The organism is Roseateles asaccharophilus, assembly GCF_031458115.1.
GTDB classification, from domain to species: Bacteria; Pseudomonadota; Gammaproteobacteria; order Burkholderiales; family Burkholderiaceae_C; genus Pelomonas; species Pelomonas asaccharophilus_A.
The window spans coordinates 364,086-383,823 of record NZ_JAVDXV010000003.1; the positions used below are offsets into that span (position 1 = coordinate 364,086).

Sequence of the window (19,738 nt, forward strand, 5' to 3'; positions counted from 1 at the left end):
GCAGCGCCGGCTGATTTGGATTCCCGCCGGACCGCGCGGCTCAGAAATCGTGCCGCAGCGCCACGCGCAGCGTGCGCGGCTCGGCCGGGTGCAGGTGGCGGTCGGCCACCGCGGCGGCCTCGCCGGGCAGGCGCGACTCGTAGAAGTACTCGATGTCGTTGACGCGCCGGTCGGCGAGGTTGAAGACGTCCAGCGTCAGCTCCGTGCGCGTGCCGAAGCGCCGGCTGACGCGCAGGTTGGTCGTCAGCGACGCGCGCGAGCGCACGCTGCCGTCCTCGATCAGCGGCGCGCTGCCCAGGTAGCGCCACTGCAGGCTGGCCGACCACGGGCCCAGCTCGCGCAGCGTGACGCCCAGCGATGCGACGCGGTCCACCGCGTTGGGGATGCGGTTGCCGGCCGGGTCGGCGTCGGCGAAGCGCGCGCGGGTCCAGGCCAGGTCGGCATCGATCAGCAGCCAGGGCCGCGGCACGAAGCGGTTGTTCCACTCCACGCCGTGGCGGCGGCTGGGGCGGTTGGCCTCGGTGGCGCCGGCGTCGCCCACATAGACCAGCTCGGAGTCGAACGCCAGCCGCCACAGCGCGAGCGAGGTCTGCAGCCCCGGCACGATCTCGCTGCGCAGGCCCAGCTCCAGGCCGCGCGCCTTCACGAGGCCGGGCACCGCGTCCACCGGGTCGCCGCTTCGCGGGTCCACGCGGGCGGTCACACCGCGTGCGTCGTTGCTGTGAAAGCCCTGGCCGGCGTTGACGAACAGCTCGGTGCGCCGCCACGGGCCCAGCACCAGCGAGGCCTTGGGCGACACCAGCGTCTGACGCGCGCGGCCCGAGTTGGCGGCGTTGCTGAGGCTGTCGACCTGGAAGCGCGCCGTGTCGGCCCGCGCGCCGACGATGCTGCGCAGCCAGGGCGTCCATTCCACGCCCAGCTCGCCCCAGGCGCCGGCCAGCGTCTCGCGCACGCGGTCGTCGCGTGTCGTGCCGATGACCGCGCGGGCCTGCGTGTCGAACAGCCCCACGCGGGCGCGGTCGTGGCGCACTTGCACGCCCAGCTCGGCGCGCGCGGGCCGGCCGGCCAGCTGCAGCGGCAGCGCGTGGCTGGCGCTGAGGCCCCAGACGTCGCGGTCGTCCTGCTGCGAGAACTGGTCGCCAGTGTCGGGCCGCTCCAGCGCGTAGGTGAAGTTGGAGAACAGCGACAACTGGTAGTGCAGCGCGTAAGCGGCCACGCGCGTGACACGGCCGTCCACGTCGCCCTGCCATTCGGCGGACAGGCTGGTGCGGCGCGTGTCGCCGCCGTCGCTGGTGTCGATCGCGTCGAAGCGGCCGAACGGCCGGCCATTGAAGCTGTCGGCGGCTATCAGCCGCTGCGGCACCTGGTCGGTCGCGGTCCAGCGGGCGCGGTAGTCCATCAGCGCCACGCGCCAGCTGTCGCCGCCCTGCGCGGGGTCGCCGCCGGACAGGCTCAGCACCGCGTTGCGCTTGCGCAGGTCCTCCGGCAGCCGCCAGGGGCCGTCATTGCCCAACGCCTCGAACGCGCCCAGCAGCTGCAGCCCCGCACCGACGCCGGCCGAGCCGGCCGCCAGCGCGCGCCGGTAGCGGCCCTCGCCCAGCGTCAGCTGCGCGAACGGCGCGGCCAGCCGGCGCTGGTAGTCGATGTCGGCCGAGCCGGCGGCGGAGAAGTCGCCGTTGCGGGCGAAGTAGGGGCCTTTGCGGTAGTCGATGCGCGTGACCAGCTCGGGGATCAGGAAGTTCAGGTCCGCATAGCCCTGGCCGTGCGCATGGCTGGGCATGTTGACCGGCAGGCCGATGACGGTGGTCGCGAAGTCGGTGCCGTGGTCCAGGTTGAAGCCGCGCAGGAAGTACTGGTTGGCCTTGCCGTCGCCGCTGTGCTGCGTGACGATGAGGCCGGGCACGAACTCCAGCAGCTCGCCGGTGCGCAGCACGGGCCGGCTCGCGATCAGCTCGGCACGCACGCTGCCCTGCGAGGCCGCGTCGCTGCTGCCAACCGCGTTGTCGTAGTGGCGGCCCACCACCTCCACGCGCTGCAGCGCGACGGTCTGCGCGGACGCCGCGCCGGTCAGGGCGGCCAGCGCGGCCGCGGCCAGCAGGCTCGGTTTCATGGTTCCCCTCCCAACAGTTGGATGTCGAAGGCGCGCTCCACCAGCCACACCAGCGCGAGCAGCGCCACGGCCGCCGAGCCGGCGCCCAGCACCCAGCGCGGGTAGCCGCGCCAGCGCCGCGCGGCCCAGGCGAGCGGCACCGCTACGGCGACGATGGCCAGCTGGCCGGCCTCCACGCCGAGGTTGAACGCCAGCAATGGCCAGGCCATGTCGCCGCGCTGCAGGCCCAGCTCCTGCAGCACGTTGGCGAAGCCGAAGCCGTGCACCAGGCCGAACGCGAACGTGAAGCGCCAGGACGCGTCGACCACCACCGGCCGCAGGTTGTTCAGCGCGGCCAGCAGCACGCTGAACGCGATGAGGCTCTCGACCGCGCGGGCCGGCGGCTGCAGCCAGCCGAACGCGGCCAGCGCCAGGGTGATGGAGTGCGCAAGCGTGAACGCGGTGACGATGCCCACCACGCGCCACAGCGCCGGCCGCCACGCGTCGGCGGGCCGCCAGTGGCCGGCCTCGCGGCGCAGCACGGCGGGCAGCAGCAGCACCAGCAGGAACAGCACGTGGTCTATGCCTATCCAGATGTGATGCACGCCGTCGCGGAACACGGCGCCCAGGCCCGGCGCGTCGGCCGCGGCGCTGGCGTCCAGCGCGAGGCGCAACGGGGCGCCGCCGGGCGCGACGACGCCGGCCGTGCCGCGCCAGGCCAGCAGGCCGCGGTGCGTCGGGTCGGTGGCGGCGAACAGCCGGTAGTCCAGCGCGGCGCCGGCGGGCGCGGCGGCGCAGGTCCAGGTGCGCTGCAGCACCGCATGCGTGCCGCTGCCGCGGCTTGCCAGCTGCAGCGGCGCGAACGGCCCGGGCGCGCAAGGCCTGCCCCCGTCATCGCTGACCTGCAGCGGCACGTCGCGCGCCACCAGCGCTTGCAGGTCCGCCTCGCGGCCGCGCACCTCGGCCCAGGTCAGCTGGCCGTCGTCGTCGGCGTCCAGCACCAGGTCGCGGTCGAGGTCGCGCAGCGCGATGTCGGCGCGCAGCGTGACCGCCTGGCCTTGCACGGCCAGCTGCAGGTAGGCGTCGCTGGCCTGATGCGCCCAGGCCGGCGCGGCAGCCAGCCACAGCAGTGCGAGCCAGCGCGTCATGGCTGCTCCTGCAGGCGGCGGTCGTGCAGGCGTTGATCGCGCACGAAGGCCTGCACCGGCGCAGCGGCGTCGGGGCGGCCGGCCGCGCGCGCGGCGCGCAGCAGCAGCACGGCATCGGCAGGCTCGCGCTGCTGCTGCCAGTTCAGCGTGGCCTGCTGCAGCGCCAGCGCGGCGTCGCCCTGCACGTCCAGCGCGAAACGGGCGCGTTCGCGCGCATGGGCGGCGTCGTCGCCACGTGCGGCTGCGGCGACGAAGCGAGTCTGAAGTTGCTGCGCCATCGAGGCCGCACCGGGAGCTTTCATTCGCTGGGCCGCGATGGCCGCGCGCAGCAGCAGTGCATCGGGCAGATCGTCCGGCTGGCCTGCACGCACGATGGCGGTGACCTCGGCCGGCCGGCCGGCGGCCAGCAGCCAGTCGGCCGTGGCGGCGCGGGTGTAGATGTCGTCGTTCAGCTGCAGCGCCCGCGCATACAGCGTGCCGGCGGCGGCATGGCCTTGCCGCTCGGCGGCCTCGGCGCGCAGCAGTGCCAGCCAGGCCTGCGGCGCGTCGCGCCGGCGGCCCAGTGCGGCGAAGCGCAGGGCGGACTCCGCCTGGCGGCCCTGCAGGCTGTCCAGCTCGGCCAGGCAGGCCTCGCCGTGCGCCAAAGCCAGCGGAGGCGCGGCGAGCTGCTCGCACTGGTGGCGCGCGTCGGCCCAGCGGCCGCGCAGTTGCAGCAGCGTCGCGCGCGTCAGCCCGGCCTGGGCGGCCACGGCCGGCGGAAGCTGGGCGGGCGGCGGCAGGCGCTCCAGCTCGACCAGCGCGGCGTCGAACTCGTGGCGCGCCTGCAGCACGGTGGCCTTCATCAGCCGCACGGCGGGCGGCGCGGCGGCGTCGGTCCACCAGGGCTGCAGCCAGGCCTGGGCGTTGCCCAGCTCGCGTGCGTCGCCGCTGCGCCGGCCGCGCTCCAGCGCCTCGCGGGCGTGGCGCAGCGCCAGGTCCGCATCGCGGGGCTGCTGCAGCAGCTGCCGCTGCTCGGCGCGTCGCCGCGCGCGCTCGTCCGCCGCGCCAGCGCGCAGGGGCAGCCGCTCCACGACCTCGCCATCCAGGCGAGGCGTGAAGGGCGGGGCCGCGTGGGCGGCGGTCGCGGTGGCGCAGGCGAGCAGCAGGGCCTGCGCGGACTTCAACTGACGGTCGCCGGTTCGTCGGTCTCGCTGGCGGGCGGGACCATGACCCGGTCGGCCGTCAACGGCTCGGCGGTCTCGCTGCTGGCGGCCGTGGTGGTCAGCGTGAACTGCGTGTAAGCGCTGGACGACACCAGCGCGCTGTCGGGCACGCTGGTCTTGTCGACCGGCGGCGCGGGGTGGTCGTCGTCGCCACCGCCGCCGCAGGCGGCCAGCAGCGCGGCCGCGGCGATGGCGGTCGGGTAAAGGGTTCGCTTCATGGCAGGCTCCCGGTTCACTGTGTGCCGCCGTTGGGCGTGGCGAGGTAGGGGAAGCCGGGCAGCAGTGGCACGACGGCCTGGTCCACCGCGTCATGCAGCTTGAACACGGTGGCGCCCAGCGGCACGGCCGACGGCTTGCAGGCAGTGCCGAAGCCCAAAGCGTTGCCGTCGCCGTTGGCGATGCACAGGCCGCCCATGACGGCGACCAGCGAGATGTCGACGATGTCGTCCTTGGGCCGGCGGCCGTTGGGGAAGCCGGCGTTGTCGTTGCCTTGCGCGAGGATGTTGCCGACGATGCCCAGCCGGTTCTGCTGCGGGAAGGGCACGGCGGCGATCGCGGTGTTGAGCCGCAGCGCCTCGGACGGCACGACGTTGGCCGGCTGGTTGACGCCCTTGATGCCGGTCAGGAAGGTGGTGACCAGGTCGTTGCGCGGCAGGTTGGTGGGCGCGGCGCCGGGCAGATTCAGCACGGCGGACAGCAGCGCGGGCAGCGTGGGGTTGGTCACGTAGGTGGCGAACTGCGCGTCGTCCTTGGGCTTGGACGCGTTGAAGCGGTCCTTGTCAGGCAGGCCGATGACGACCTCGTTGACCAGCGGCATGCCCAGCCGCGACACCTGCACCCAGGCGCCGCCGGCCTTGTCGCCGCTCTGGTGGCCGGCCTTGGGGGTCGGGTCGAGGATGCGGGCCTGGCGCATGCTGGCGGTGGTCCAGCCGCCGATGACGGTCTCGTTGCCGGCCACCAGGCAGCTCTTGTGCACCTCCAGCGCCAGCGTGGTGACGTTCTTGGCGTCGATGGTGTTGGGCGCGGCGTTGATGAGGGCCGGGTCGGTGATGACGGCGACCGGCGCGTTGACCAGGTCGAAGATGGTGCCCAGGTTGACCGCGAACGGGTCCTTGCGCTGGCCCACGAACAGCCGGGCGGCCTGCGTGCAGCCGGGGATGGCGGCCGTGTAGACGTGCTTGGCGGCGTAGGCGGGGTAGTCGGCGATGGTCTTCTTGCCGATGTTGTCGACCGGCTTGTCGAAGCTGGTCGCACCGCCGCTGGCGTTGGTCAGCGCGGCGCGCGTGCCGGAGCGGCGGTCGCCGCGCACGATGTCCACCGTGTAGCTCTCGTTGAGGTTCAGCGACGCCGCCTTCACGTCGGCCACGGCGCCGGACTGGATCAGCGGGATGGCCACGCTCTTGTCGCCAATGGTCAGCGCGGTGCTCTTCAGCGTGTTCTTGAAGCGGAACTGGAAGGTGATGTCTTCCTTCGCGTCACCGTTGTTGTCGATGTGGATCTCGTACAGCGCGTTGGGGTCCAGCGAGAAGTAGTTGGGGCCGCCGTAGGCGTCCTGCAGCGGCAGGTAGTTGGCGATCAGCGTCACGTAATCGGTGCGGCCCGATTCGTAGCTCATGAACATGTAGAAGTCCGAGGCGTCGGCCTTGGGGACGGTGGTGATGAAGGGCGCTTCGCGGTGGCTGGACGCGCAGGCCAGGCCGGCGCACAGCGCGCCGCCCGCCAGAAGAACGACGCGCAGTGGCGTCAGCGTTGGGAACAGGGTCATGGGAAGCTCCTCGTCGTTGCAGGGACGGTAGGACGCAGCCCGACTACTGCGGCGGCGCCTGCACCGTTCTACGCACCCCGCCGGGGCGTGGATGTGTCCCTGCCGGCGACACGGGATTGCGACGCGGGCGCTGGCGGGCCGGGCGCGGCTGTTCTTCCCATGGCGGCAGGGGCGTGTCACCGATAGGCGCGACGCGATGTCGCGGCCCGGCGCATCCGGTGCGGCCCGGCGTGCGTACGCGCGAGGCTGGCTGGCCGTGTCAGCGCACGGCGGCGCCGGCCTGGCGCGCCCGCTCCAGCGCGCGCTGGGCACTGGTGGCGGCGCTGAGCTGCTCGCGCAGGTATTGCGCCAGCCTGGGAGGCTGCGCGAACGCGACGTTGAAGCGGATGTGCGGATCGCGAGCGCCGTCGGCGGCGAAGGTCGCGCCGCGCACCAGCAGGATGCCGTTGCGGAACGCGTCCTTCACGACGGCGTCCACATCCACGCCGGCCGGCAGCGCGCCCCACAGGAACAGGCCGCCTTCCCCCGGATGCTCCAGCAGCACGCCGGCCTCGCGCAGCTGCTGCGTCGCGGCGCCGCGCGCCTGCGCCAGGCGCTGCTGCAGCCGGTCCAGGTGCTTGCGCCAGCGGCCGGCGGCCAGCGCCTCCAGCAGCACGCATTCGTTCAGCGCCGGCGTGGTCAGCACCGACACGATCTTCTCGCGCATCAGCGCCTTGATCAGCGCCGGCTCGGCGGCCATGTAGCCCAGCCGCAGCGCGGGGCTCATGGCCTTGCAGAAGCTGGAGTAGTAGATGACGCGGTCCAGCCCGGACAGCTGCGCAAGGCGTGTCGGCACGCCGGGGTGGAAGTGCCCCTGCACGTCGTCCTCGGCGATCAGCAGGTCGTGGCGCTGCGCCAGCATCAGCACGCGGTGCAGGTTGGCGGCCGTGCTGCCCCAGCCGGTGGGGTTGTGCAGCACGCTCTGCAGGAACAGCAGCCGCGGACGGTGCTGGGTGCAGACGGCGTCCAGCTGCTCCAGGTCTATGCCGTCGGGCCGGCGGGCGACGGGCAGCATGCGTACGCCGGCCTGGCGCAGGCGGTCGAACAGCAGGAAGTAGCCGGGCGTCTCTACGGCCACCGTGTCGCCGGGGCGCAGGAAGGCGCGGCAGATCAGGTCGATGGCCTGCGTGCCGCCGTAGGTGGTCAGCACGCGGCGCGCGTCGACGGCGATGCCCTGGCTGCGCATCAGTGCGGCGATGCGCTCGCGCAGTTCGGGCAGGCCCTGAGGCGGGCAGCGCGTGGCCATGCCGGCACTGGCGCGTGCCAGGCCGCGCTGCACGGTGGCGGCCGGGATGGCGTCCTCCAGCCAGGCGGCGGGCAATGCGCCGCTGCTGGCGAGCAGCACGCCGGCCTTCTGGTCGTTGGCCTGCTGGGCCAGCCAGACGGCCTCCTGCTCCTCGCCGGCCTCCACGCGGGTGGCGTCGGGCATCGCGTCGGCGGCGCCGTCGGCGACGAAGAAGCCGGCCGTGCCGCGCGAGTCGATCAAGCCATCGGCCACCAGGCGGTCATAGGCGGCGACGACCGTGTTGGGGCTGACGCCCAGCCGCGTCGCGAGCTGGCGTATGGAGTTCAGCCGCGCGCCGGGCGGCAGCTGAGTGCTGGTCATCAGCGCGCGCAGGCGCTGCTCGATCTGGTCGGCCAGCGGGGTGGAGGAATCGCGATCCAGAGAGAACATCAGCGCAACAGCATCAAGGCGAGCACCGCCAGCGAGGCGCCCATGATGGCATTGAAGGCCCGCCGACGCGCTGGGCTGCCAAGGAAGCGACCAATGCCTGTGCCGAACAGCGCCCACATCGAGATGCAGGGAAAGCCGATCAGCGCGCCGACCAGGCTCACCAGCAGCGCACCCGGCACGATGCCCAGTTGCGGCGGCATGAACACCGACGCCAGCGTGATGGCCTTCAGCCAGCTCTTGGGGTTCACGGCCTGGAACAGTGCAGCCTCGGCAAAGCCCAGCCGTTCGGGCGGGCGGTCCTGCGCGGCGGCGCTGCCGGCCAGCTTCCAGGCCAGCACCAGCATGTAGAGCGTGCCCGCCAGCTTCAGCGCGGCGTGCAGCGCCGGCCAGGTGGTGAACAGTGCGCCCAGGCCCATGCAGGTGGCGAAGGTCTGCACGGCGCCGCCCGCGTTGATGCCCAGGATGGCCGGCAGCGTGCGCCGGTAGCCGTGGTGGGCGCCGCTGGCGACCAGCATCATGTTGTTGGGGCCGGGCGTGCCGGACATCAGCGCGCAGTAGCCGGCCAGGGGCAGCAGTTCATCCATGCCCGCATTGCAGCGGCCGGCGCGCTGCCGGCCAAGGCACAGCGCCCGTGCGGCGCGGCCGAGCTGTATCAGTGCAACGACCCGTACAGCGGTGCCGGCCCAGAAAAGACAAAACCCGCAGGGCAGGCCATACGGGTTGCATCGTTGTGGCGCCTCCAGGGCGCCCTGACTACGTCAGTTCAAGCGGCGTTGGCGCCGAACTTGTTGACGGTCACATCGCTCAGCTGGGCCACGATGGCCACGACCGAGAACGTCAGCGTGATGATCAGCAGTTCCATTTTTTTCCCTTTGCTTCCTTGTTGATACGGGTTTTACTTTAAGGGTTTTCACCAGGGTTTGCAAGGGTTAACCCGGGTTTTATTCAGGGTGGTCATGAACTGGTCACGGTTTGCGCGCAAGGCGGCCGATTGATCTATATGAAATATGAATAGTTGAAGATCGAGAAACAATATTTCCAAACTAGCTGACGCTCCTAAGCTGCGGACCGTTCTTGAACGACCCTCTAGCTCATGCGAATCACCAAGCTGACGACCTACCGTGTGCCCCCGCGGTGGATGTTCCTGAAGATCGAGACCGACGAAGGCGTCGTCGGCTGGGGTGAGCCGGTGCTGGAAGGCCGGGCGCGCACCGTCGAGGCGGCCGTGCACGAGCTGTCCGAGTACCTGGTGGGCCAGGACCCGTCGCGCATCAACGACCTGTGGCAAGTCATGTACCGCGCGGGCTTCTACCGTGGCGGCCCCATCCTGATGAGCGCCATTGCGGGCATCGACCAGGCGCTGTGGGACATCAAGGGCAAGGTCATGGGCCAGCCGGTCTACGAGCTGCTGGGCGGCCTGGTGCGCGACAAGATGAAGGTCTATTCCTGGGTCGGCGGCGACCGCCCGGCGGACATCATCAACGACATCAAGCGGCTGCGCGAAGGTGGCTTCGATACCTTCAAGATGAACGGCACCGAGGAGCTGGGCATCGTCGACAGCGCGCGCAAGGTGGACGAGGCCGTGGCCCGCATCGCCGAGATCCGCGCCGCCTTCGGCCATGACATCGAGTTCGGCATCGACTTCCACGGCCGCGTCGCCGCGCCCATGGCCAAGCCGCTGCTGAAGGCGCTGGAGCCGTACCGCCCGCTGTTCGTCGAGGAGCCGGTGCTGGCCGAGCAGGCCGAGTATTACCCCAGGCTGGCCGAGCAGACCGCCATCCCGCTGGCGGCCGGCGAGCGCATGTTCTCGCGCTTCGACTTCAAGCGCGTGTTCCAGGCCGGCGGCATCGCCATCGTGCAGCCCGACTTGTCCCACGCCGGAGGCATCACCGAGTGTTTCAAGATCGCCGGCATGGCCGAGGCGCACGACGTGGCCTTCGCGCCGCACTGCCCGCTGGGCCCGGTGGCGCTGGCGTCCTGCCTGGCCGTGGACTTCGTGTCGCACAACGCCGTGCTGCAGGAGCAGAGCATGGGCATCCACTACAACAAGGGTGCCGAGCTGCTGGACTTCGTGAAGAACAAGGACGACTTCCGCATCGAGGACGGCTACATCAACCCGCTGCGCAAGCCGGGGCTGGGCGTCGAGATCGACGAGGAGCGGGTCATCGAGGCCAGCAAGAACGCGCCCGACTGGCGCAACCCCGTCTGGCGCCACGCCGACGGCAGCGTCGCGGAGTGGTGATGTCTGAAGCCAGGCTCATCGCGCTGGACTGGGGCAGCACGCGGCTGCGCGCCTTCCTGCTGGGCGCCAGCGGCGAGGTGCTGGCCACGCGCCAGTCCGACGACGGTGCGGCCACGCTCAAGGGCGCCGACGTCTATGCCGCCGCACTGAATGCGCTGGTGGGCGATTGGCGTGCCGAGCAGCCGCAGCTGAAGCTGCTGGCCTGCGGCATGGTGGGCAGCCAGTACGGCTGGAAGGAAGCGCCCTATGTGCGCTGCCCGGGCGACGCGGCGGCGCTGGCCGCCCAGGCGCTGGCCATCGACGCGAGTCTGAGCTTCATCCCCGGCTTGGTGGACGACGCGGCCCAGCCCGACGTCATGCGCGGTGAAGAAACGCAGATCGTCGGCGCGCTGGCGCTGCAGCCCGCGCTGGCGGAGGACGCGGTGCTGGTGCTGCCCGGTACGCATTCCAAGTGGGCGCGCGTGCGTGGCGGCAAGGTCACGGGCTTCGCGACCCACATGACCGGCGAGCTGTTCGCGCTGCTGCGCCAGCATTCTGTGCTGAACCGGCTGATGCCGGCCGATGGCAGCTCGCCGGCGTCGCCCGAAGCCTTTCTGAAGGGCGTCGATGCGGCGCAGGAAGCCGGCGGTCTGGGCCATCAGCTCTTTGCCGTGCGCACGCTGGGCTTGTTCAAGCAACTGGCCGCCGATCAACTGCCCGACTACCTGTCCGGCCTGCTGATCGGCCACGAGATCACCAGCGAACTGCAAGACGCCTCGCGGCGCGTTGCCCTCATCGGCGATCCGGCGCTTTGCGCCCGCTACGCGCAGGCGCTGCAGCACCTGGGACAGCCCGCACCGCTGCTGCTCGACAACACCGCGCCGGCCGGCCTGTGGGCCCTGGCGCAAACCATGAAGCTGATCTGACATGCTGGACACGGCACTGCAACACCTGCCCCTCGTCGCCATCCTGCGCGGCGTCAAGCCCGACGAAGTCGAGGGCATCGCCGATGCGCTGTACGCCGAAGGCTTTCGCGTCATCGAGGTGCCGCTGAACTCACCCGACGCCTGCGCCTCCATCGCCCGCCTGGCCCGCCGCATGCCGGCCGACACCGTCATCGGCGCCGGCACCGTGCTCAGCGTGCAGGCCGTCGATGAAGTGCAGGCCGCCGGCGGCAAGGTCATCGTGATGCCGCATGCCGACGTGGAAGTCATCCGCGCGGCCAAGGCGCGTGGCCTGTTCTGCGTGCCCGGTGCGGCCACCCCGACGGAGGCCTTCGCCGCAGTGAACGCGGGTGCCGATGCGGTCAAGCTGTTCCCGGCCGAGCTGGTCACGCCGACCATCGTGAAGGCCATGCGGGCCGTGCTGCCCAGGACGCTGCAACTGCTGCCGGTAGGAGGCATCACGCCCGACAGCATGGGCCCTTATGTGAAGGCGGGCGCCACCGGCTTCGGCCTGGGCTCGGCGCTGTACAGCCCGGGGCTAGGCGCGGCGGAGGTGGGGCAGCGGGCCCGTGCCTTCGCCGACGCCTGGCGCGCGCTCTGACGACCCACAACAAAAGAACAACGAGCGGAGACAAACCATGAACCGCATGCTCACGCTGAGCGCAGCGCTGCTGCTGGCCGCCCAGGGCGCCGCCGCCGACACGCTGCTGAAGCTGGACGCCCGCGCCGCCGTGCCGGCGCCCACCACGGGCCACATCAAGATGGGTACCGCGGTGTCGCCCAAGGGCCAGACGCTGGCCGTCAACAACCAGTACCTCCTACGCGACGGCCAGCCCTGGCTGCCGGTCATGGGCGAGTATCACTACAGCCGCGCGCCGGCTTCGCAGTGGGACGCGCAGCTGCGTCTGATGAAGGCCGCCGGCATCGACGTCGTCGCGAGCTATGTGATGTGGAACCACCACCAGGAGCGCCCGGGCGCGTTCGACTGGAAGGGCAACCGCGACCTGCGCCGCTTCGTGCTGGCCGCCAAGGCGGCGGGCCTGGACATGGTGGTGCGTGTAGGCCCCTGGGTGCACGCCGAGGTGCGCTACGGCGGCATCCCCGACTGGGTGGTGGATGCCATGCCCACGCGCGGCAACGACGCCGAATACCTGGGCCATGTCGAGAAGCTCTACGCCGAGATCGGCAGGCAGATCAAGGGCCTGCTGTTCAAGGACGGCGGCCCCATCGTCGGCGTGCAGTTGGAGAACGAGTACAACATCCGTGGCGCTGGCCGTGGCGAAGCCCACATCAGCGCGCTCAAGGCATTGGCGCTGAAGGCCGGCATGGACGTGCCGCTTTACACCGTCACCGGCTGGGACGGTACGGTCTATCCGTCGGGCGAGGTCATTCCGGTGTTCGGTGGCTACCCCGACGAGCCCTGGGCCACGAGCGACAAGGAGCTGCCGGCCAAGGAGACGCACGCTTTCCGCTTCGACACCCGCGTCAGCGGCGACCTCGGCGCGCAAACCAAGTCGCACGGCATGGGCACCGCCGAGACCGACAAGGACAAGGTGCCCTTCTTCGGCGCCGAGTACGGCCCAGGCCTGCCCGCCATGTACCGCCGCCGCACGCTGGTGTCGCCCGACGACATCGCATCCATGCTGCCGGTACAGATCGGCTCGGGCGTCAACCTGCTGGGCTACTACATGTTCCACGGCGGCCGCAACGCCGTCGGCATCGGCGGCACGGGCCTGGAGGAAAGCAGCTTGAGCGGCGGCTACAACGACACGCCGCGCATCAACTATGACTTCCAGGCGCCGCTGGGCCCGGACGGCCAGCAGCGCGAGGTGCTGACCAAGCTGCGCCCGTATCACTACTTCCTGCGTGAACACGGCAGCAAGCTGGCGACGATGACCGTGCGCCAGCCCGAGCGCTCGCCCGCCAAGCCCACGGATCTGCAGACGCCGCGCTGGTCCGTGCGCAGCAATGGCGAGAGCGGCTTCCTGTTCTTCAACAACCACGTGCGCCAGTACGCCATGCCGGCCCAGCTCGGCGTGCGCTTCGAGGTGCAGCTGCCGGGCGGCGTCGTCACGCTGCCAGCCAAGCCGGTGGACCTGCCCAACGGCGCCTACTTCGTCTGGCCCTTCAACCTGGACCTGGACGGCGTGAAGCTGCGCTACGCGACGGCCCAGCCGGTCACGCGGCTGGATGCCGGCGCACAAGGCATCGTGCACGTGTTCGCCACCACGGCGGGCGTGCCCGCCGAGTTTGCGCTGCCTGAAGGTCTGAAGGTCCTGGCCGCAGATGGCCAGTTGGCTCGTATCGGCACCCACAACGGCCGCGCCGTCAGCGTGCTGCTGCTGACGCCGGAGCAACTGGCGCAGTTGAGCGTGCTGGACATCGCCGGCCAGCGCCGCCTGGTGTTCAGCGACCAGCAGGCCTGGACCGCCGACGGCAAGCTGCAGCTGCGCGGCGTGGGTGTGCAGCCGCTGCGCGCGGCCGTCTTCCCGGCGCTGCCCAAGCCGAGCGGCGCGGGCGTGCAGGTCAGGCAGGACGGCCTGCTGCAACGCCTGGAAGTCGCCAGCACGGGCGACGCCCCCACGCTGCAGATCAAAGCCACGCGCCCGGCCGGCAATGCGCCGCGCGTGTTGAAGGGTGGCCTGGCCGGTGCGGCGGTGCAGCCCATTCCCGAAGCCTTCGCGACGGCCGCAAGCTGGTCTCTGAAGCTGCCGGCTCAAGCCTCAGCAAAGGACGAGGATGTGCTGCTGGAGTTGGACATCGTCGGCGACATCGGCCGCGTGTTCTCGGGCACGACGATGCTGGACGACTGGTACTACAACGGCCAGCGCTGGCAGATCGGCCTGAAGCAGTTCGCGCTCAAGCCCGGCGCCGAGCTGAAGCTCACCGTGCTGCCGCTGCGCGCCGACGCGCCCATCTACATCGATGCCGCGCATCGGCCGACGTTCGCGCAAGGCCATACGCAGGTCGCCGAGCTGCGCGGTGCCCGCCTGCTGCCGGTTCGCCGCGCCGCCATCACGCCATGACGCAGGCCCCGCTCGAACTGGCCCTGCCGCAGACCGCCACGCTGGGCGAAGGCCTGCTGTGGCAGGGCGGGCGCTGGTGGTGGACCGACATCCAGGGCGCCACGCTGAACGCCTGGCGGCCCGGCGATGCCGAGGCGCAGTCCTGCAAGCTGCCGGACCGTCTGGGCAGCTTCGCGCACTGCCGTTCGGGCCGTGTGCTGCTGGGCCTGGCCAAGCGCATCGCGCTGGCCACGGTGGGCGACGACATGGCGCTGGGCCAGTTGCAGACGCTGGCCGCCGTGGACGCCGCCGAGTCGCGCACCCGCGTCAACGACGGCCGCACCGACCGCCGCGGCTTCTTCGTGTTCGGCACGCTGAACGAGGCCAAGGAGAAGCGCGCCATCGCCAGCTTCTACCAATACTCGCTGCAGCACGGGTTGCGCCGGCTGGCCTTGCCGGCGGTGGCCATCGCCAACAGCATCTGCTTCAGCCTGGATGGCCGCACGATGTACTTCTGCGACTCGCTGACGCATCGCATCCAGCAGTGCGACTACGACGCCGACAGCGCGCAGGTGGAGAACGTGCGCTCCTTCGTGGAGGTCGCTGACGCCGAGCCCGATGGTTCCGTCATCGATGCCGAGGGCTGCTTGTGGAACGCGCAGTGGGGTGCCGGCCGCGTGGCACGCTACGACCCCGAGGGCCGGCTGATGGCAACCTACACCGCCGCGGCCCCGCACACCAGTTGCCCCGCGCTGGGCGGCGAGGGCGGCGACCAGCTGATGGTCACCACCGCCCGCGCGGACCTGGGCCGCGAAGCGCTGGCGGCGCATCCGCTGTCCGGCAGCCTGTTCGGCCTGCGCCTGCCCCAGGCGCTGGCCGTCGAAGACACCTTGTTTGACGATTGATGGACCGAGAAGGAGACGACATGACGATGCAACGACGCACCATCCTGAGCCTGGCCACGCTGGCTGCACTGCCGCTCGCCGCGAAGGCCGCCGACCCGGTCAAGATCGGTTTCCTGGTCAAGCAGGCTGAGGAGCCCTGGTTCCAGGACGAATGGAAGTTCGCTGAAGCAGCCGCCAAGGACAAGGGCTTCACGCTGGTGAAGATCGGCGTGCCCAATGGCGAGAAGACGCTGGCCGCCATCGACAACCTGGCCGCACAGAAGGCGGTCGGCTTCGTCATCTGCGCACCCGACGTGAAGCTGGGCGTGGCCATCAACCGCGCCGCCAAGCGCCACAAGCTCAAGGTCATGTCCGTGGACGACCAGCTGGTGGACGGCGCCGGCAAGCCCATTGCCGACATCCCGCACATGGGCATCTCGGGCTACGAGATCGGCAAACAGGTCGGTGCCGGCCTGCTGGCCGAGATCAAGGCGCGCGGCTGGAAGCTGGAGGAAGTCGGCGTGCTGCGCGTCGCCTATGACCAGCTGCCCACGGGCCGCGAGCGCACCATGGGCGCCGTCGACGCGCTGAAGGCCGGCGGCATGCCCGCGGCCAATGTCGTCGACGCGCCGCAGGCCAAGACCGATACCGAGAGCGCCTTCAACGCGGCCAACATCGCGTTCACGAAGAACGCCAAGTTCAAGAAGTGGGTCGCCTTCGGCCTGAACGACGAAGCGGCACTGGGCGCCGTGCGCGCCGGTGAAGGCCGCGGCATCAAGGCCGACGCGATGCTGGCCATCGGCATCGGCGGCAGCCAGACGGCGCTGAACGAGTTCACCAAGCCCACGGCCACGGGCTTCTTCGGCACCGTGCTGATCAGCCCCAAGCGCCACGGCTACGAGACGGCGGCCATGGTCTACGACTGGGCCACGGCCGGCAAGACGCCGCCGCCGGTCACGCTGACCAGCGGCATCCTGATGACGCGTGCGAACCAAGCGGAAATCCGCAAGCAAATGGGGCTGTGATGACGACCCCCACGTTCGTTTCACTCACTGCCCCCCGCGGGGGCGCTCAACGCCTCCGGGCGGCCGATCGGCGTTGACATGTCTTCCCTGCAGTTCGACAACATCAGCAAGGTCTTCCCCGGCGTCAAGGCGCTGAACGGGGTGAGCTTTGAAGCGCGGCCAGGCCAGGTCATGGGCCTGCTGGGCGAGAACGGCGCCGGCAAGAGCACGCTGCTGAAGATCCTGGGCGGCCAGTACAAGCCGGACGGCGGGCGCCTGCTCATCGACGGCCAGGAGCGCCACTTCACGTCGGCTGGCGATGCCATCGCCGCGGGCGTGGCCATCATTCACCAGGAGCTGCAGTACGTGGCCGAGCTGACCGTGGCCGAGAACGTGCTGCTGGGCCGCCTGCCTACGCGCTTAGGCTTCGTCGACCACAAGGCCGCGCGCAAGAAGGTGGCCGAGCAGCTGGCCAACATCGGCGTGGACCTCGACCCGGCCGCGCGGCTGAACGACCTGTCCATCGCGCAGCGCCAGATGGTGGAGATCTGCAAGGCCGTCATGCAGGACGCCAGGGTCATCGCCTTCGACGAGCCCACCAGCAGCCTGTCGCACCGCGAGACCGAGATCCTGTTCAAGCTCGTCAAGCGCCTGCGCGCCGAGGGGCGCACGCTGATCTACATCTCGCACCGGCTCGAGGAGCTGTACGAGCTGTGCGACGCCTGCACCATCTTCCGCGACGGCCGCAAGATCGTCACGCACGATGTGATGGCCGAGGTGCCGCGCGACCGCCTCATCAGCGACATGGTGGGCCGCGAGGTGAAGGACATCTACGACTACCGCGCCCGCCAGCACGGCCCCGTGCGGCTGGAGGCGCGCGGCCTGCGCAGCGACCGCCTGCCCGAGCCGCTGAGCTTCGCGATGCGCGGCGGCGAAGTGCTGGGCTTCTTCGGCCTGGTGGGCGCCGGCCGCAGCGAGCTGATGCGCCTGCTGTACGGCGCCGACCACCGCCGCGGCGGCGAGGTGCTGCTGGACGGCAAGACCGTGCGCGCCACCAGCCCGGCCGACGCGATCGCCGCCGGCATCGTGCTGTGCCCCGAGGACCGCAAGGAGCAGGGCATCCTGGCGCACTCGTCGGTGGCCGAGAACATCAACATCAGCTGCCGGCGCCACGACCTGTCGGTCGGCGTGTTCCTGCGCCACGGCCAGGAGCAGCAGCGTGCCGACGACTTCATCAAGAAGCTGCGCATCAAGACGCCGCACCGCGAGCAGGAGATCCGCCTGCTGTCCGGCGGCAACCAGCAGAAGGTCATCCTGGCGCGCTGGCTGGCCGAGCCGGGCCTCAAGGTGCTCATCCTCGACGAGCCCACGCGCGGCATCGACGTAGGCGCCAAGAACGAGATCTACAAGATCATCCACGACGTGGCCGCATCGGGCTGCTGCGTCATCGTCATCTCCAGCGAGCTGCCCGAGGTGCTGGGCATCGCCGACCGCCTCATCGTCATGCGTGACGGCCGCATCAGCGGCGAACTCGACCGCGCCGACGCCAGCGAGACCGCCGCGCTCGCGCTTGCACTGCCTGACGGGGCCTCTGCCGCCGTCCACTGATCATGAACACGACCACTCAATCGGCGCCGACGTCGCCCAGCCCCGCCATGAACTCCACCTCCCGCGCCCTGCTGAAGGAGCACAGCATGACGCTGGGCTACCTGGTGCTCTTCACCGTGCTGGCCTTCACCGTCGAGAACTTCTTCTCGTCGGCCAACATCGTCGGCCTGCTGCTGTCGGTCGCGCAGATCGGCATGGTGGCCTGCACGATGATGCTGTGCCTGGCCTCGCGTGACTTCGACCTGTCCGTGGGTTCCACCATCGCCTTTGCCGGCGTGCTGGGTGCCATGGTGCTGGAGCGCACCGGCAGCGTGCCCATCGCCATCGGTGCCGGCCTGCTGGCCGGCGCGCTGATCGGTGCCGGCAATGGCGTGCTGATCGCCTACCTGCGCGTCAACGCGCTGATCGCTACGCTGGCCACCATGCTGATGGTGCGTGGCCTGGCCTTCATTGCATCGCAAGGCCAGGCCGTGGGCATCGCCGACGAGAGCTTCTTCGCCTTCGGCGACACCGTCGTGCTGGGCCTGCCGCTGCCGATCTGGATGACGGTGGTCTGCTTCGTCATCTTCGGTGTGTTGCTCAACCACACGGTGTTCGGCCGCAACACGCTGGCCATCGGCGGCAACCCCGAGGCCGCGCGCCTGGCCGGCGTGCGCGTGGAGCGGCTGCGGGTGTGGATCTTCCTGCTGCAAGGCGTCGTCGCCGCGCTGGCCGGCCTGATCCTGTCGGCCCGCATCACCAGCGGCCAGCCCAACGCGGCCACCGGCTTCGAGCTGGACGTCATCTCCGCCTGCGTGCTGGGCGGCGTGTCGCTGGCCGGCGGCAAGGCGCGCATCTTCGGCGTCGTCATCGGCGTGCTCATCATGGGTACGGTCGAGAACGTCATGAACCTGCTCAATGTCGATGCGTTCTACCAGTACCTCGTCCGCGGTTTGATCCTGCTGGCGGCGGTCTTGCTCGACCAGCTGAAGACGCGCGGTGAGCGTCGTGCTTGACAGACGCGCCCTGCTGGCCTCGTCGCTGGCAGCGGCGCTGCCTGCAGCACATGCCGCCACGCCGCTGCTGGCCGGCGGCGACATCTCCGCGCTGTCGTGGCTGGAGAAGGCCGGCGCGGTCTACAAGGACCGTGACGGCCAGCCGGGCGACTGCCTGGAGATCCTGAAGCGCTACGGCCACAACATCGCGCGCATCCGGCTGTACGACCGCACGGGCCCTGGCACCGGCAACGACGGTTGGTACTGGCCCGAGGGCTCGATGGACCTGCCCGACGTGCTGCGCCTTGCGCGCCGCGCGAAAGCGCAGGGCATGCAGATCCAGTTCACGTTCCACTACAGCGACTTCTGGACCAACTCCAAGACGCAGGACCCGCCCACCGCCTGGCGGGCCGAGCTGGCCAAGCTGCCCGACAACATGGCCCGCTTCAAGCGCCTGCTGGTGCTCGTCGAGCAGCGCACGCGCGAGGTCATGCAGGCGCTGGTGGACCAGGGCACGCCGCCGGAGTTCGTATCGCTGGGCAACGAGATCGAGCACGGGATGATGTATCCCTACGGCAGCACCAAGGTCTGGCCGCTGCTGGGCGCGCTGCTGAAGGTGGGCCACGCGGCGGTGAAGGCCGTCAGCCCCACGTCGCGCGTCGTGCTGCATCTGGACGACGGCGGGAACGAGGCCAAGTACATCGACTGGTTCGACAACGCCCGGAAGCAGGGCGTGAAATGGGACGTCATCGGCCCGTCCTACTACCCGTTCTGGACCAAGAAGAACGTCAGCCAGCTGATGAGCTTCTGCGACACCATTTCGAAGCGCTACGACAGCGACCTGCTCGTCATGGAGGCCGGCTTCAACTTCGCGCCCACCAAGCCCGACGGCTGGCCGGGCCAGCTGGAACACAACGGCCCCTACCCGGCGAGCATGAGCAGCCCCGAGGGCCAGCGCGACTTCATGGCCGAGCTGCTGGCCGCCTGCAAGGCGCACCCGCGCGTGCTGGGCGTGCTGTACTGGGACCCCATCATGATCGCCAACCCCAAGATCGGCTGGGCGCTGCGCGAAGGCACGGGCCAGCCCGGCCCCAACGTGGTGTCCAACACCACGCTGTTCGACTTCCAGGGCAAGGCGCTGCCGGTGCTGGACACCTGGAAGCGCTACACGCAATGAGCA

Annotated in this window: 16 protein-coding genes; 9 read left to right on the forward strand and 7 right to left on the reverse strand. The window is 70.5% G+C overall.

Translation table 11 applies throughout. The annotated features are described in order from the left end of the window. Positions 1 to 40 precede the first annotated feature (40 nt). The 7 genes from J2X21_RS10110 to J2X21_RS10140 all read right to left on the reverse strand — a co-directional run bounded on the left by J2X21_RS10110 (position 41) and on the right by J2X21_RS10140 (position 8,502). Entirely contained in the window at positions 41 to 2,110 is a 2,070-nt protein-coding gene (locus tag J2X21_RS10110) for a TonB-dependent receptor (protein WP_310327988.1), read from the reverse strand. Continuing rightward, positions 2,107 to 3,237: a HupE/UreJ family protein gene (locus J2X21_RS10115; protein ID WP_310327990.1), complete on the reverse strand. Its 1,131-nt coding sequence runs from the start codon at positions 3,235 to 3,237 to the stop codon at positions 2,107 to 2,109. The genes J2X21_RS10110 and J2X21_RS10115 overlap by 4 nt, the downstream gene beginning before the upstream one ends. Next, positions 3,234 to 4,400 carry an ATP-binding protein gene (locus J2X21_RS10120; RefSeq protein ID WP_310327992.1) on the reverse strand — a complete coding sequence of 389 codons (1,167 nt, stop codon included), beginning with the start codon at positions 4,398 to 4,400 and terminating at the stop codon, positions 3,234 to 3,236. The genes J2X21_RS10115 and J2X21_RS10120 overlap by 4 nt, the downstream gene beginning before the upstream one ends. Continuing rightward, a complete protein-coding gene (locus tag J2X21_RS10125; RefSeq protein WP_310327994.1) occupies positions 4,397 to 4,657 on the reverse strand; it encodes a hypothetical protein in 261 nt (86 codons plus the stop codon). Before J2X21_RS10125 ends, J2X21_RS10120 begins: the two co-directional genes overlap by 4 nt. A 14-nt stretch (positions 4,658 to 4,671) precedes the next feature. Continuing rightward, positions 4,672 to 6,204 carry a DUF4331 domain-containing protein gene (locus tag J2X21_RS10130; RefSeq protein WP_310327996.1) on the reverse strand — a complete coding sequence of 511 codons (1,533 nt, stop codon included), beginning with the start codon at positions 6,202 to 6,204 and terminating at the stop codon, positions 4,672 to 4,674. Positions 6,205 to 6,463: 259 nt separating this feature from the next. Further along, positions 6,464 to 7,918, reverse strand: a complete 1,455-nt coding sequence (locus tag J2X21_RS10135; RefSeq protein WP_310327999.1) for an aminotransferase-like domain-containing protein — start codon at positions 7,916 to 7,918, stop codon at positions 6,464 to 6,466. Beyond that, entirely contained in the window at positions 7,918 to 8,502 is a 585-nt protein-coding gene (locus J2X21_RS10140; protein WP_310328001.1) for a LysE family translocator, read from the reverse strand. The genes J2X21_RS10135 and J2X21_RS10140 overlap by 1 nt, the downstream gene beginning before the upstream one ends. A 509-nt stretch (positions 8,503 to 9,011) precedes the next feature. On the opposite strand from J2X21_RS10140, the gene dgoD reads away from it, so the two are divergent. The 9 genes from dgoD to J2X21_RS10185 all read left to right on the forward strand — a co-directional run bounded on the left by dgoD (position 9,012) and on the right by J2X21_RS10185 (position 19,735). Continuing rightward, positions 9,012 to 10,160 (forward strand): galactonate dehydratase, encoded by a 1,149-nt coding sequence (dgoD, locus tag J2X21_RS10145; protein WP_310328003.1) that lies wholly within the window; start codon positions 9,012 to 9,014, stop codon positions 10,158 to 10,160. After that, positions 10,160 to 11,065: a 2-dehydro-3-deoxygalactonokinase gene (locus J2X21_RS10150; RefSeq protein ID WP_310328005.1), complete on the forward strand. Its 906-nt coding sequence runs from the start codon at positions 10,160 to 10,162 to the stop codon at positions 11,063 to 11,065. Before dgoD ends, J2X21_RS10150 begins: the two co-directional genes overlap by 1 nt. 1 nt (position 11,066) lies before the next feature. Continuing rightward, positions 11,067 to 11,684 carry a 2-dehydro-3-deoxy-6-phosphogalactonate aldolase gene (locus J2X21_RS10155; RefSeq protein ID WP_310328006.1) on the forward strand — a complete coding sequence of 206 codons (618 nt, stop codon included), beginning with the start codon at positions 11,067 to 11,069 and terminating at the stop codon, positions 11,682 to 11,684. A gap of 37 nt (positions 11,685 to 11,721) precedes the next feature. Then, complete coding sequence (locus tag J2X21_RS10160) at positions 11,722 to 14,109, forward strand: beta-galactosidase (RefSeq protein ID WP_310328007.1); 2,388 nt, start codon at positions 11,722 to 11,724, stop codon at positions 14,107 to 14,109. Further along, on the forward strand, positions 14,106 to 14,993 hold the full coding sequence (locus tag J2X21_RS10165) for an SMP-30/gluconolactonase/LRE family protein (protein ID WP_310328008.1): 888 nt from the start codon (positions 14,106 to 14,108) through the stop codon (positions 14,991 to 14,993). The genes J2X21_RS10160 and J2X21_RS10165 overlap by 4 nt, the downstream gene beginning before the upstream one ends. Before the next feature lie 26 nt (positions 14,994 to 15,019). Beyond that, positions 15,020 to 15,997 (forward strand): arabinose ABC transporter substrate-binding protein, encoded by a 978-nt coding sequence (locus tag J2X21_RS10170; RefSeq protein ID WP_310328346.1) that lies wholly within the window; start codon positions 15,020 to 15,022, stop codon positions 15,995 to 15,997. A gap of 78 nt (positions 15,998 to 16,075) precedes the next feature. Beyond that, positions 16,076 to 17,584 carry an L-arabinose ABC transporter ATP-binding protein AraG gene (araG, locus tag J2X21_RS10175; protein WP_310328010.1) on the forward strand — a complete coding sequence of 503 codons (1,509 nt, stop codon included), beginning with the start codon at positions 16,076 to 16,078 and terminating at the stop codon, positions 17,582 to 17,584. Positions 17,585 to 17,586: 2 nt separating this feature from the next. Next, the gene (gene araH / locus J2X21_RS10180; RefSeq protein WP_310328011.1) at positions 17,587 to 18,579 is read left to right on the forward strand and encodes an L-arabinose ABC transporter permease AraH; all 993 of its coding nucleotides are present in this window, start codon (positions 17,587 to 17,589) and stop codon (positions 18,577 to 18,579) included. Then, the gene (locus J2X21_RS10185) at positions 18,572 to 19,735 is read left to right on the forward strand and encodes a glycoside hydrolase family 53 protein (RefSeq protein WP_310328012.1); all 1,164 of its coding nucleotides are present in this window, start codon (positions 18,572 to 18,574) and stop codon (positions 19,733 to 19,735) included. The genes araH and J2X21_RS10185 overlap by 8 nt, the downstream gene beginning before the upstream one ends. Positions 19,736 to 19,738: the final 3 nt, after the last annotated feature.

Coding starts and splice junctions, on each gene's coding strand:
- J2X21_RS10135 (WP_310327999.1), bottom strand. CDS start 7,918: ATGTTCTCTCTGGATCGCGATTCCTCCACCCCGCTGGCCGACCAGATC.
- J2X21_RS10125 (WP_310327994.1), bottom strand. CDS start 4,657: ATGAAGCGAACCCTTTACCCGACCGCCATCGCCGCGGCCGCGCTGCTG.
- J2X21_RS10155 (WP_310328006.1), top strand. CDS start 11,067: ATGCTGGACACGGCACTGCAACACCTGCCCCTCGTCGCCATCCTGCGC.
- araH (WP_310328011.1), top strand. CDS start 17,587: ATGAACACGACCACTCAATCGGCGCCGACGTCGCCCAGCCCCGCCATG.
- J2X21_RS10140 (WP_310328001.1), bottom strand. CDS start 8,502: ATGGATGAACTGCTGCCCCTGGCCGGCTACTGCGCGCTGATGTCCGGC.
- araG (WP_310328010.1), top strand. CDS start 16,076: ATGTCTTCCCTGCAGTTCGACAACATCAGCAAGGTCTTCCCCGGCGTC.
- J2X21_RS10130 (WP_310327996.1), bottom strand. CDS start 6,204: ATGACCCTGTTCCCAACGCTGACGCCACTGCGCGTCGTTCTTCTGGCG.
- J2X21_RS10115 (WP_310327990.1), bottom strand. CDS start 3,237: ATGACGCGCTGGCTCGCACTGCTGTGGCTGGCTGCCGCGCCGGCCTGG.
- J2X21_RS10165 (WP_310328008.1), top strand. CDS start 14,106: ATGACGCAGGCCCCGCTCGAACTGGCCCTGCCGCAGACCGCCACGCTG.
- J2X21_RS10170 (WP_310328346.1), top strand. CDS start 15,020: ATGCAACGACGCACCATCCTGAGCCTGGCCACGCTGGCTGCACTGCCG.
- J2X21_RS10150 (WP_310328005.1), top strand. CDS start 10,160: ATGTCTGAAGCCAGGCTCATCGCGCTGGACTGGGGCAGCACGCGGCTG.
- J2X21_RS10110 (WP_310327988.1), bottom strand. CDS start 2,110: ATGAAACCGAGCCTGCTGGCCGCGGCCGCGCTGGCCGCCCTGACCGGC.
- J2X21_RS10160 (WP_310328007.1), top strand. CDS start 11,722: ATGAACCGCATGCTCACGCTGAGCGCAGCGCTGCTGCTGGCCGCCCAG.
- dgoD (WP_310328003.1), top strand. CDS start 9,012: ATGCGAATCACCAAGCTGACGACCTACCGTGTGCCCCCGCGGTGGATG.